The following is an 11,123-nucleotide window of genomic DNA, read 5'->3' on the forward strand; positions in this document are numbered from 1 at the left end:
ACTAACTGCTTTATGTATATAGATATGAAATTGACAAACTGGATTTATCGTTCTGACATATATTCCTGTATTTCATCAGAAGTCAATTTTCGTATTTGTGTATTTGTATATTCTTTATATTTTTCAACAGCAAAAACAGGTTTCGTATCTTTACAGGTTTTACCTTTATTCTTTTTCGGATATAACTGCAAGTCCTCATTATTTGCAAAAATTTTATAGGAAAGTCTCCCATTTTTACTTTCTATCAAAATGTTATGACACAGCTCATTTATTCATGTAAAAAGTATTTGACAATGCGTAAAATTCTTATTTGTCAATTATCTATTAATCTACCTTCTCAATTTTGAACACATTTATTGTATCTACATCCGGGCAACAGAAAACATTGCTCTTTAACTCGCCACCATAGCGTAAGATATCAATCATAGGAAAAAGAACGTGAGCAGCCATTGGACACAGCTTTCCTCTTTCTGTGTCAAAATCAAAAGTATCTCCAACCTTGTGTCCTCTGTGGCAAGGACAAGTACCTTTTTGTTCTACCAAAGTTATTTTAATCTTCATAATTTCCCCTCGCTTATGTAACGCTCGATATCAACACCGAAAAATTTTTCTTTCTTATCGAGGTTATCTATAATAATGATTCTTACCGTTTCCATTGCGTGTTTGGTGGCATCATACAACGACTCACCGTTCAGCACGTCGCTGACAAGAACTGCGGAAAAGATATCTCCTGTTCCGGGGAAACGAACGTCTATCAGTTCAAATCCAATTTTGAAGTTCTCATCCTTTGTATGGTCATATCCAATAACGCAGTTTTCACCATTCACAGAAGTGCTTGTAATGACAACCGATTTACCACCAAGCTGACGCACTCTCTCAATCAATTTATCTGCTTCATCCTGACTTAAAGTATCTCTGCTGTAAAAACGATTTGTCAAGAAACACGCTTCAGTGAAGTTAGGAATCAGAATATCGGCGTATGAACTAAGTTTTCTCATAATCGCCACGTTATTATCAGTCATACCATTGTATAGTTTTCCTTCGTCACCCATAATTGGATCTACAACAACCAACAAATTGTCTGTGTCCTGATTGTTGATTAGGCCTTGTTTGAAAAAAGGCCTAATATTCTAAATGTCATCGACAAATTGGAATTTGTCGTTTTCTTTATACCTTTATTATAACAGTTCCATATATCCGCCACAATAAAAATCATTATAGCCTTATCATTTTTCTAATCTTTAAAAATGCACACGTTTTCTTTCTCTTGATTTAGTTAAACTTTTCAAATTTGTTGCACGGAACCGTGCAAATTTTTGCCTATGGGTGCCTGAATTCCGAGCAGGAGCAGATTGCAGGCAAAACGGCAAATGAATTGGTGAACTGTGCGGGGCATCTGTCCCGCTACACACATGGGAGCTGCTTTGGCGGCTCCTTCATTTAAGAATGGAGGTCAAACATTATGAAGTTGAGCATCTAGGAAAAGAAAGTGCTGTAAGGCCTTCATTCTGGGTACCTACCACGGCCTGCCCAAGGACAATCTTCAGTCTTATCTGGACGAGTTTGCTTTCCGTTTTAGCCGTCGAACCTTCGGTGTCCTATTGACGCAGCGGCTGATTTTGGCTGTCGCTCGCTCTCGGATGGCTTACTAAAAGGGATAACCACAAAAACAAATAAAATACAGGCTCGGTAATCAATTCATTTGTTTCTATAAAACGATATTCGTCTTGCTGAGAGAAGGAAACGTCTTTACAGAGTAAGTTTCGGTATCGATTTTCATAGGTCATTGACATTACAGTGTTTGTTTGCATAGTTTCTTCTCCCGTGGACAGAAACATATACATCTGTAGTGGGTTTATATCATAGTCATAATAGCGAATACTTACCCCTATCAGTACGGCCGCAAAACCTATGATGCGTTTGGTAATATATTTCCTCATAGCGCTGCCCCTTTCGATGACTCGGTTCTTGGTCCAATAGTTAGATTAATCTAACTATTGGGTTCAAAACAGTAAGTTAGCTATAACTAACTTACTGTTTTAAAAGTACCTCGCCGTTACAGGCGAGGTACTTTACGAGAAAATATTACCATGCCACCCCATGTTTGTCAACCCGATAGATTCTTCTGCACACGGCCTCGAATCAACCTTAATTTCAAAAGCCGGCATCCCACTAGGCTCTGCCTGCATGATGACAGATGGCGTTGAAGGTTTTTTCACTGATATCATGCTCAATTTTGCAAGCATCCTCTCGCGCAGTTTTCTCATCAACGCCGAGATGGACGAAAAATTCTGTGAGCAGCTTATGTCGCTTATAAATTCGTCTGGCAATTTCCATACCGGAATCAGTCAATGAAATAAGCCCTTTCTCATCCATCGTAATATAGCCATTTTCCCGCAGGCGTTTTGTTGCATAGCTGACACTTGGCTTCTTAACGCCCAGTTGTTCGGCCACATCGATCGAGCGAATATATCCGTACTTTTCCTGCATCATTAACATCGCTTCCAGATAATCTTCAGACGCTTTTTGTATTTTCATAGTGGCTGTCCCAGCTTTCTTGAAACTCTAAAATCCAAGTATAGGTTAACACACTCTAACTATGTTTTCAAGAAATGTACGCAGGTTTATATAATACTTTTAAGCGATATGGCCTATTGGCGGATTGACAAGTATCACGCTATATGTTAAATTGAGAACGGATTACAAATTCGCAGGAGGCGTCTTTATGTCAAGAGCGCCCTATCAAACAAAGCAGAAAGCAGCTGTACTGGAATGCCTGCATAAAAGCGGCGGAGCACATCTCACGATCCCACAAATCTCAGAACGGTTAAAAGCGGCAGGGACCGCAGTGAGCATGCCTACTCTTTACCGCTGCATGGACACACTGGTGGCAGAAGGGAGAGCGCGCAAATATGTGCTGAACGGAAATGCCGCTTCCTGTTATCAATACAACAGCGGGGCAGAGAAAGAGGAACTCTTTCATTTTCGCTGTGAGAAGTGCGGTAGGCTGCTGCACTTTCAAAGCGAAGAGCTCCGGCAGTTGAATGTGCGGATGAAGCAGCGCAAAAGCGGAAAAATCGACTTGGAACAGACTGTATTTTACGGAATCTGCGATACCTGCGAACCATAAAGGACAGAAAGGAGTACAAACATGAACGAGAAACGCCGTAATAAAAACACAAGAATCTTTGCGGCAGTTCTCTGTGTTTGCATTGCCGCCTTTCTCGTGTTGTCCTTTGCTTATGAAATCAAAGAAGCAAATCACGACTGCACAGGGCACGACTGCCCGATTTGTGCGCATATTCAGAGTGTTGAAAACTCCCGCCGGCAGCTTTCTTTGGCTGTTGTAACATTCGGCGCTTCCTTGGCGCTGCTGATTCATGCCATCACGGTCGCTCTTTCGCATGCCGTACACTTTTGCAAATGCTCTCCTGTACAGCTTAAGGTGAAACTGAATAATTAAAACCTCCAAGAGGGACTGAGAACATCTCCGCAAGGACTGTATTCCACAGCCCCTTGTTTTTGTGCGCAAAAATACAAATATTTGGAGGCCTATTTCAATGAAACGAATGATTTCGCTGCTGATGGCAGCGCTTATGCTGACCGGGCTTTTGACCGCCTGTGGCACTTCTCAACGCACAGAGGCGTCCTCCGGCAAAAAGCTGAATATTGTTGCCACGATTTTCCCGCAGTACGACTTTGCAAGACAGATCGCCGGCGACCATGCGGAAATCACCATGCTGCTCAAACCGGGCGCGGAAAGCCACTCTTTTGAGCCGACGCCGCAGGATATCAAGAAAATTCAAAGTGCCGATCTGTTTATTTACACCGGCGGCGAAAATGATGTATGGGTCGACGACATTCTTTCTTCCATGGGGGACAAACGTCCGGAAACCCTCAAACTGCTGGACTGCGTTCCTACCGTGAATGAGGAAATTGTAGACGGCATGGAACATGAACATGAGCATGAGGAAGATCATCATGACGACGGTGAATTTGAAGATTCTGAAGTAAAAGATCGGGCACTCAGCGATTGGGCTGGCGACTGGCAGTCGGTATACCCCTACCTCCTGGACGGCACACTGGATGAGGTATTCCATCACAAGGCAGAGGAAGAACAGGACAAAACAGAGCAGGAATATAAAGAATATTACAAAACCGGATTTAAAACCGATGTGGAGCGCATCAAAATTGAAGGAAACCGTATCCGCTTTTATACCAATGGAAAAGAAGCTTCTTCCGATTATGCCTACAAGGGCTATAAGATTTTGACCTATGAATCAGGCAAAAAGGGCGTCCGATATCAGTTTGAGGCAACGGACGCAGACACTGCCGCGCCCAAATACATTCAGTTCAGCGATCACGAAATTGCGCCCACAGACGATCTGGAGCATTTCCACATTTACTCCGGCAACGACGGTTTTGACACCCTGCTGAAAGAGATGGACAACTGGCCGACCTACTTCGGAAGCAAACTGACGGGAAAAGAAATTGCGGAAGAAATGATCGGCCACGAGCATGCCCATGAGCACGAGGAAGAGCCTGACGAGCATGTCTGGACTTCTCCGGCGAATGCCATTTTAATCGCAGAGAAAATTGCGGCGCTGCTGAAAGAGAAAGACCCGGCGAACGCCGCTTCTTATGAAAAGAACAGCGCAGCCTATGTGAAAGAGCTGAAAGCGCTGGACGAGAGCTTCCGTAACGTGGTTTCGTCAGGTGCCAGAAAGACGGTGCTGTTCGGCGACCGTTTCCCCTTCCGTTATTTTGCTGACGCCTATGGGCTGACCTATTATGCCGCGTTCTCCGGCTGCTCCACGGAAACGGAAGCCAGCGCCGCGACGGTTGCCTTCCTTGTGAACAAAGTCAAGGAAGAAAAGCTCCCGGTGGTGTTCACCATCGAATTTTCCAACGGCAAGATCGCCGATTCCGTGTGCGATGCCACCGGGGCCAAAAAATTGACGCTGCATTCCTGCCACAACGTTTCCGCAGATGAGCTTGCAAATGGAGCCACCTATCTCTCCATCATGCAGAAAAATGTAGAGGCACTCAGAGAGGCGCTGAACTGATATGTCTCTCTTAAGTTGTGAAAACGTCAGCTTTTCTTATGATGGCCGCCTTGTGGCAAAAGAGATCAGCTTTTCCGTGGAAAGCGGAGATTATCTTTGCATCGTAGGAGAAAACGGCGCAGGAAAAAGCACGCTGATGAAAGGCCTTTTACAACTGAAACGCCCATCCGGAGGGATACTCCGGATGGGCGATGGCCTGAAAGCGGATGAGATCGGATATTTGCCCCAGCAAAACGATGTGCAAAAGGATTTTCCGGCAGACGTGTTTGAGGTTGTTCTTTCCGGCTGCTTGGGCCGTCTGGGCTGGAGACCTTTCTATGGAAAAAAGGAAAAAGCTTTGGCGCAGGAAAAGATGGAGCAGCTTGGAATTGCGCAGTTAAACAAGCAATGCTATCGGGAACTGTCCGGCGGCCAGCAGCAGCGGGTGCTGCTGGCCCGGGCGCTCTGTGCAGCAAAAAAGCTTCTGGTGTTAGATGAACCTGCCGCAGGGCTGGACCCGCTGGCAACAAAAGAGCTGTATGCGCTGATCTCCAAAATCAATACCGAAATGAAACTGACCGTCGTCATGGTGTCCCATGACATGCAGAGCGTGCTGCACTATGCACATAAAATATTGCATCTGAATACCAAGCAAGTGTTTTTCGGAACCGCTGCGGAATACCGGCGTACGCCTCTGGCACAGCGGTTTGCGCAAGGAGGCGAAGCAGGTGCTTAGCTTTTTCCCGGAAATGATGTCCTTTCCCTTTATGGTACGGGCGTTGATCGTCGGCGCTCTTGTGGCGCTTTGCGCCTCTTTGCTCGGCGTGAGCATGGTGCTCAAGCGCTATTCCATGATCGGCGACGGTTTGTCTCATGTGGGGTTTGGCGCGCTGGCTGTGGCCACCGCGTTTCACGCGGCTCCCCTTGCGGTGTCATTGCCCATTGTTGTGCTGGCGGCCTTTTTGCTGCTGCGCATAAAAGACAGCAGCAAAATCAAGGGCGACGCCGCGATTGCCATCATTTCGACGGGGTCTCTGGCCGTCGGCGTGATGGTCATTTCCCTCAGCACCGGCATGAATACCGACGTCTGCAATTATCTGTTTGGATCCATTCTTGGTGTCAACCAAAATGAACTGGTGCTGACGGTTGTTCTCTCCATATTTGTGCTTGTATTATTTGTGCTGTTCTATCACCGGATTTTTGCGGTGACCTTTGACGAGACTTTTGCCAAAGCCACCGGGACCAAAGCAGACCTTTACAATATGCTGATTGCGTTGCTGACCGCCTTCACCATTGTGCTTGGAATGCGTACCATGGGCGCGCTGCTGATCTCCAGCCTTATTATTTTCCCGGCGCTGACTTCCATGCAGCTGCTCAAACGCTTTCGCTCCGTGGTGGTCTGTTCGGCGGCGCTGTCGCTGCTCTGCTTTCTCGCCGGGCTTACGATTTCTTATCTCTATGCAACGCCTACCGGAGCGAGCGTGGCCATTTTGAATATTATCTGCTTTCTGATTTTTTCGACAGCCGGATGGGTAAGAGGAAGGAGGACGCGGGGATGAAAAAGCCGGGGACTCTATTTCTTGCCATTATTCTGCTCGGCATACTTATCAGCGGCTGTGGGGCTAAAAAAGAGATGGACGGCAGGTCTCAAAGCCCTGATTCCGCCGCGCAATCACAAAAAACGGAACTGAATCCACAAGCACAGTTTCCGACTTCCCCTCCCTCCGATCCCCCTTCTGCCTCCTCTCCGCCAGAGACATCTGCTGACGGCAACACTTTAATCATCAGCGAAAAAATGTTTTTGACGCAGATCAATGATATCTTTTACAATTTTGATCTGTACAAGGATAAAACGATTGTTGTGGAAGGCATGTATATGCTCTTCTTCAATCAGGACGGCGTACAGGATACTCCCGCGGTCTACCGGCGGGGGCCCGGCTGCTGCGGAAACGACGGCTGGGGTGGATTCCTCTTAAAGTATGATGGCGACTACCCGGAGGACAATGCCTGGATCAAAGTTACAGGTACGCCAGAATTGGTAAATAATGAATATTTTCAGGATCTATATCTGAATGTATCCAGCATTGAGGTTTTGGAAGAGCGCGGCGAAGAATTTGTCAGCCAATGACGGCTCTTTCGACAGTATTCGGCTCACACTGTGGATAATATTTATGGTTTTTGAAGAAAATCATCCAGCAATGACGGTGTCCTCAACGGCAGCCTCCAGGCGCTTCATGTTCATATACTTTTTGTTGTCCCATTGGGGCGCGCTTGAAAAACGATCTCATCCTAACCAGTCGTGTCATGCAGCCGAATATACGGAAAAAAACAAATATCTGCGCCATTGTCCGTTACTCCCTTCACATAGGTTGTGCAGTAAGCAGCAGCAGGCAACTTGGTATAGTGCGTCTGATAGAAGAAATCGCTCTGTTCCTCAATCGCATCTGCAAAAAGGCAGACCAGCGCCTTGTTCTCTTCGCTCTGCACACCAAATGCCTCCATTGCCGCCCGGAAAGCGTTGTTTTTCATTCGGTGAAAAACGCACGTGAGCGCCGAAATGACCAATATAACAGCAAAAGCAAATATGATCGCTTTCGGCCGTTTTGTCAGAACAGCCATCTGCACCCCCCATTGGAAAGGTGTGCGGCTGATTTTATGAGAATGAATCATCGTCTGCTTGATGGAGGCTTCCTTTCTGTGCCAACGGGATAAACACTCGGCAGGGCAAACCTGTCAACTTTCTTTTTGTCCCTGGATGTGGTATCATACGGATGCACGGGAAGAGGATTGCTATTCCATGCGCCGGTCGGATCCGCACGGGGAGAGATTTTTTTAGAATTCAATGAAAAGCTGCAGCAGTTAAGAACGCAGAAAAATTTAACGCAGGAACAGCTTGCAGAGCAGTTATACGTATCGAGGACCGCCATTTCAAAATGGGAAAGCGGCAAGGGATACCCAAATATCGCCTCGCTCAAGAGCATCTCCAAATTTTTTCCCGTCTCCATCGACCAACTGTTGTCTGGAGAAGAACTGCTCACCCTCGCGCAAACGGAAAATAGAGCAAATGTGAGGAAGCTTTACAGTTTGCTTTGGGGGATCCTGGACACACTGGCAATCGTATTTATTCTGCTCCCGCTATACGGCAACCCCGTTGACGGATATGTCTACTCCGTGAATTTGCCGGCATTTACAGATACTACACCAGCCGATCTGGCAGTCTATTGGGTTGTATTTACTTCCATGATCGGACTTGGTATCGCCAAATTGATTTTTACTTCCTTTGAAAATGAGATGTGGGGCGGCATCCTCGTAAAGTCATCCCTTGTGTTGAACATCTTTGCCGTCTGCTTTTTTGCCGCAGCGAGAGAACCGTACGCAGTCACGCCTCTATTTCTGTTCTTTGTGGCGAAGATGTTTTTGCTGATAAAACAACATGGGGCAAAGTGATCCCGGCCTTCAGACAACCAAAATTTTTAAGGCGCGTGTTTTGCGGTATTGAAAATACCGCAAAACACGCGCCTTCTCTCTTTATATGGAGTGAACCGTACCGGCAACACTTTCAATTTCCTGTAATTCAAAACGATAGGTCTGCCGGCAATCCGGGTATTTGGCGTGATCCACCTCTCCCAGGAACATCCTCAACGGCCGAACCCAAAGGCTTCCATCTCCATAGAGCTTGCGGTACACGACCAGTTCCTCTCCGGTTTCAGAGTGGCGGGCCACATCCTCGACCAGATAGTAGTCGCCTTTAAAATGACGGTAAACGCGTTTTAGTTTCAACTCCTGCATCATTTTCTCCTTCTCTGTCTGTCCTCTCCCCTGCCCGATCTCCGGGATTGCCGCAGAAGGGTCTCCCCTTTCTTTTGATCGACATACATGATACCGCCCACGGCGGAATAAATCAACCATCTGGCAAAAGGACGCCGGACACAGAATTATTTCCTCTCTGCCCCAGAGCACAAAGCCGCCGCTTCCGCCGATTTAAGGATTCAGTATCCAAACTGCATAGTTCAGGTACCCGGCAAAGGTGACCCACAGCAGATAGGGGATCTGCAAAAGCGCGGCTTTCAGATCCGCCTTTGCAAAGGACAGTATCATCCCCCAAATGAGCACCCATAAAAGCACCAGCCACAAAAAGGAACCGCCAAATGCCTGCCAGCGAAAAAAGATCAGGCTCCAGAAAAAATTTACGGCCAACTGGAGCACAAAGAGACGAATCCCGCCGGTACGCGCCCGCGAGGGCGGAGCCCGCCAAACTCGGACCGCTCCAATGCCCATGAGTGCAAATAAAATCGTCCACACCAATGGAAAAACAAAGGCCGGTGGGGTTAGAGCGGATTTTAGGATGCTGCCGTAGTTTTCAAGACCGTCTTGCGTCAGGAATCCGGCCAGCAGTCCAACCGCCTCTGTCAGCGCCGTAAAAATCACATAGGGCTTCCAAGCATTGCTTTTCAAATTGCATCACCCATATTTGATATGTGGCTCCCTTTTTCTTTATGATACCCACTTCAAACTGCCGCCGTGCCTGTCAGCTCTGAAAGCTGGCCCGCGCGCAGAAAAACGCTCGCTTTTTCTGGCATGTGGAATATTCTATATAATTGATCATTGTTCAATCAGAAAGGAGCGGGTGTATGGGAAGAAGAGCAGGCGGCGGGAGCGGGAAAAAGGAAGAGATCCTTTCCGCCGCGCAAAGCTGCTTTTTGGAGCATGGCTTCGACGGGACCTCAGTACGGTCCATTATGAAAAAGGCCGGCGGAGAAATCGGGCTGTTTTATTATTACTTTCAGGGCAAGGAGGAGATCTTTGACCGGGTTCTGGACCGTTTTTTTTGCCGGTTATCAGGAGGCGTCCGCGCGCATTGTCGATCGCGGGCGGCGTAATCCCTGCCGGGTGATGGAGGAATTCTTCATCTGTATGGAGCGGGAGACCGCCGCTTTTCGGGAAAAATATGCCGGTAAAATGCACCGCACCGTGCGCTGGGCCATCCGGGAGCATACCCTTACCCTCATCGAGCCTTATCTGCGGCAGATCGTGGAAATCCAGAGCGCCTATTACGGTGTTCCCACCCCCATTGCGCCGGAGGCGGCGGCATTCTATCTGACCCACGGCGTGGGCAGCGCGATCCTGCATGAAGACAGCGAGCAGTATCTGCAAAACCACACCCAGATCAAACGCGGCATCAGCCTGCTGATGGGAATGCCCATGGACGAGCAGGCCCTTGGCATTCCGTACCCGGCGGCGGCAGAGGACATCCCAGGCTGGATGGAGCTGATCCGTTCGCTGCGGCAGTATTTTCCCGGTCTGAACGAGGCGGAATATGAACCGCAGCTTGCAGAGCGCATGCAGCACGGCGAAGCATGGGCGTTCCGCCACAACGGCGGGATCCCCGCCGCCATTCTCTATTCTCAAGCGCGCCGGGAGCTGGATTTCCTTGCCGTATCACCGAACTACCGCCGGCGCGGACTGGCACAGAAGCTGGTGGAGACGGCCGCGGCACAGTTCCCTGTTGAGACAACGCTCTCGGTCGTGACTTATCGTGCCGGAGACCCGCTGGGGGCCGCTGCCCGCGCGTTTTATGACGCGCTTGGCTTTGCGCCCGTAGAACAGCTGACCTTGTTTGATTATCCCTGCCAGCGGCTTTCCGTCACCCTGCCGGAGGGGCCGCTGACAGCGGTCAGGAAATCAATAACAATGAATTCGGAACACTGCCCGTGCAGGCGGATAAACTGCGAACGGCATGGCAACTGCGCGGTTTGCCGCTCACATCACGAAACGTCAAAAAAAGTCTCTGCGGCCTGTGACCGCATCAAAGCCGGAGAAGAGCGGAAAAAATCGGAAGAACATCTTCATGGTCCCCGAGGAAAATCCCGGAAACAGAACATGTCAGTTTGCGCAAGCGCGCAGCAAAAGGAGAAATGAATATTGATTTATCATGCGGATGTATTCAGCAAAGAACCGTATGCCGGAAACGGGCTTACGGTCGTTTTCTGCGATCCCGGGCTGTCCCAGGAAGAGATGCAGCGCATGGCCTGCGAATTCAAACAGTTTGAAACAATCTTTTTAAAAGAAATACGACCT

At 48.2% G+C, this 11,123-nt stretch carries 17 protein-coding genes and 2 pseudogenes; 11 read left to right on the top strand and 8 right to left on the bottom strand.

Annotation, left to right across the window (positions count from 1 at the left end):
- Positions 1–44: 44 nt before the first annotated feature.
- The 3 genes and pseudogenes from ACQRD3_RS12740 to ACQRD3_RS12750 all read right to left on the bottom strand — a co-directional run.
- Positions 45–245: pseudogene (locus ACQRD3_RS12740) on the bottom strand (hypothetical protein); the annotation flags it as partial.
- Positions 246–324: 79 nt separating this feature from the next.
- On the bottom strand, positions 325–561 hold the full coding sequence (locus tag ACQRD3_RS12745) for a TIGR04076 family protein (RefSeq protein WP_080907770.1): 237 nt from the start codon (positions 559–561) through the stop codon (positions 325–327).
- The gene (locus ACQRD3_RS12750; protein WP_080907769.1) at positions 558–1,076 is read right to left on the bottom strand and encodes a PfkB family carbohydrate kinase; all 519 of its coding nucleotides are present in this window, start codon (positions 1,074–1,076) and stop codon (positions 558–560) included. Before ACQRD3_RS12750 ends, ACQRD3_RS12745 begins: the two co-directional genes overlap by 4 nt.
- Positions 1,077–1,496: 420 nt before the next feature.
- Between ACQRD3_RS12750 and ACQRD3_RS12755 the strand changes: the two are divergent.
- Positions 1,497–1,652 (top strand): annotated as a pseudogene (locus ACQRD3_RS12755) (IS1595-like element ISFiba1 family transposase); the annotation flags it as partial.
- On the opposite strand, the gene ACQRD3_RS12760 reads toward ACQRD3_RS12755, so the two are convergent.
- Together ACQRD3_RS12760 and ACQRD3_RS12765 are read right to left on the bottom strand one after the other, a co-directional pair.
- Positions 1,599–1,940, bottom strand: coding sequence for a hypothetical protein (locus ACQRD3_RS12760; protein WP_080907768.1), 342 nt, complete (start codon positions 1,938–1,940; stop codon positions 1,599–1,601). The pseudogene ACQRD3_RS12755 and the gene ACQRD3_RS12760 sit on opposite strands and share 54 nt — an antisense overlap.
- Positions 1,941–2,172: 232 nt before the next feature.
- On the bottom strand, positions 2,173–2,538 hold the full coding sequence (locus ACQRD3_RS12765; protein WP_427781639.1) for a metal-dependent transcriptional regulator: 366 nt from the start codon (positions 2,536–2,538) through the stop codon (positions 2,173–2,175).
- Positions 2,539–2,725: 187 nt separating this feature from the next.
- On the opposite strand from ACQRD3_RS12765, the gene ACQRD3_RS12770 reads away from it, so the two are divergent.
- From ACQRD3_RS12770 to ACQRD3_RS12795, 6 genes are all read left to right on the top strand, one after another.
- Positions 2,726–3,130 (top strand): Fur family transcriptional regulator, encoded by a 405-nt coding sequence (locus ACQRD3_RS12770; protein ID WP_427781640.1) that lies wholly within the window; start codon positions 2,726–2,728, stop codon positions 3,128–3,130.
- A 21-nt stretch (positions 3,131–3,151) separates the two neighbouring features.
- Positions 3,152–3,463 (top strand): hypothetical protein, encoded by a 312-nt coding sequence (locus tag ACQRD3_RS12775; RefSeq protein ID WP_080907765.1) that lies wholly within the window; start codon positions 3,152–3,154, stop codon positions 3,461–3,463.
- Positions 3,464–3,560: 97 nt separating this feature from the next.
- Positions 3,561–5,066: a metal ABC transporter solute-binding protein, Zn/Mn family gene (locus ACQRD3_RS12780; RefSeq protein WP_427781641.1), complete on the top strand. Its 1,506-nt coding sequence runs from the start codon at positions 3,561–3,563 to the stop codon at positions 5,064–5,066.
- A 1-nt stretch (position 5,067) separates the two neighbouring features.
- Entirely contained in the window at positions 5,068–5,781 is a 714-nt protein-coding gene (locus ACQRD3_RS12785) for a metal ABC transporter ATP-binding protein (protein ID WP_427781642.1), read from the top strand.
- Positions 5,774–6,604 (top strand): metal ABC transporter permease, encoded by an 831-nt coding sequence (locus ACQRD3_RS12790; RefSeq protein ID WP_427781643.1) that lies wholly within the window; start codon positions 5,774–5,776, stop codon positions 6,602–6,604. The genes ACQRD3_RS12785 and ACQRD3_RS12790 overlap by 8 nt, the downstream gene beginning before the upstream one ends.
- Entirely contained in the window at positions 6,601–7,173 is a 573-nt protein-coding gene (locus ACQRD3_RS12795) for a hypothetical protein (RefSeq protein ID WP_080907762.1), read from the top strand. Before ACQRD3_RS12790 ends, ACQRD3_RS12795 begins: the two co-directional genes overlap by 4 nt.
- Before the next feature lie 161 nt (positions 7,174–7,334).
- On the opposite strand, the gene ACQRD3_RS12800 is transcribed toward ACQRD3_RS12795, so the two are convergent.
- Complete coding sequence (locus ACQRD3_RS12800; protein WP_427781644.1) at positions 7,335–7,715, bottom strand: hypothetical protein; 381 nt, start codon at positions 7,713–7,715, stop codon at positions 7,335–7,337.
- Between the two features lie 156 nt (positions 7,716–7,871).
- Here ACQRD3_RS12800 and ACQRD3_RS12805 point away from each other — a divergent pair, with 156 nt between their 5' ends.
- The gene (locus tag ACQRD3_RS12805) at positions 7,872–8,492 is read left to right on the top strand and encodes a helix-turn-helix domain-containing protein (RefSeq protein WP_427781649.1); all 621 of its coding nucleotides are present in this window, start codon (positions 7,872–7,874) and stop codon (positions 8,490–8,492) included.
- An 81-nt stretch (positions 8,493–8,573) separates the two neighbouring features.
- Here the strand turns inward: ACQRD3_RS12805 and ACQRD3_RS12810 are convergent, their stop codons facing one another.
- Both ACQRD3_RS12810 and ACQRD3_RS12815 read right to left on the bottom strand, forming a co-directional pair.
- Positions 8,574–8,954, bottom strand: a complete 381-nt coding sequence (locus ACQRD3_RS12810; RefSeq protein ID WP_427781645.1) for a DUF1653 domain-containing protein — start codon at positions 8,952–8,954, stop codon at positions 8,574–8,576.
- 72 nt (positions 8,955–9,026) lie between these two features.
- The gene (locus ACQRD3_RS12815; protein WP_427781646.1) at positions 9,027–9,500 is read right to left on the bottom strand and encodes a TspO/MBR family protein; all 474 of its coding nucleotides are present in this window, start codon (positions 9,498–9,500) and stop codon (positions 9,027–9,029) included.
- A gap of 176 nt (positions 9,501–9,676) precedes the next feature.
- On the opposite strand from ACQRD3_RS12815, the gene ACQRD3_RS12820 reads away from it, so the two are divergent.
- From ACQRD3_RS12820 to ACQRD3_RS12830, 3 genes are all read left to right on the top strand, one after another.
- Complete coding sequence (locus ACQRD3_RS12820; protein ID WP_427781647.1) at positions 9,677–9,925, top strand: TetR/AcrR family transcriptional regulator; 249 nt, start codon at positions 9,677–9,679, stop codon at positions 9,923–9,925.
- Complete coding sequence (locus tag ACQRD3_RS12825) at positions 9,849–10,964, top strand: GNAT family N-acetyltransferase (RefSeq protein WP_427781648.1); 1,116 nt, start codon at positions 9,849–9,851, stop codon at positions 10,962–10,964. Before ACQRD3_RS12820 ends, ACQRD3_RS12825 begins: the two co-directional genes overlap by 77 nt.
- Before the next feature lie 3 nt (positions 10,965–10,967).
- On the top strand, positions 10,968–11,123 hold a 156-nt coding region (locus tag ACQRD3_RS12830; RefSeq protein ID WP_427781650.1), incomplete at its 3' end, for a PhzF family phenazine biosynthesis protein.

The organism is Candidatus Pseudoscillospira sp. SGI.172 (genome assembly GCF_050313575.1).
Classification (GTDB): Bacteria; Bacillota; Clostridia; order Oscillospirales; family Oscillospiraceae; genus Vermiculatibacterium.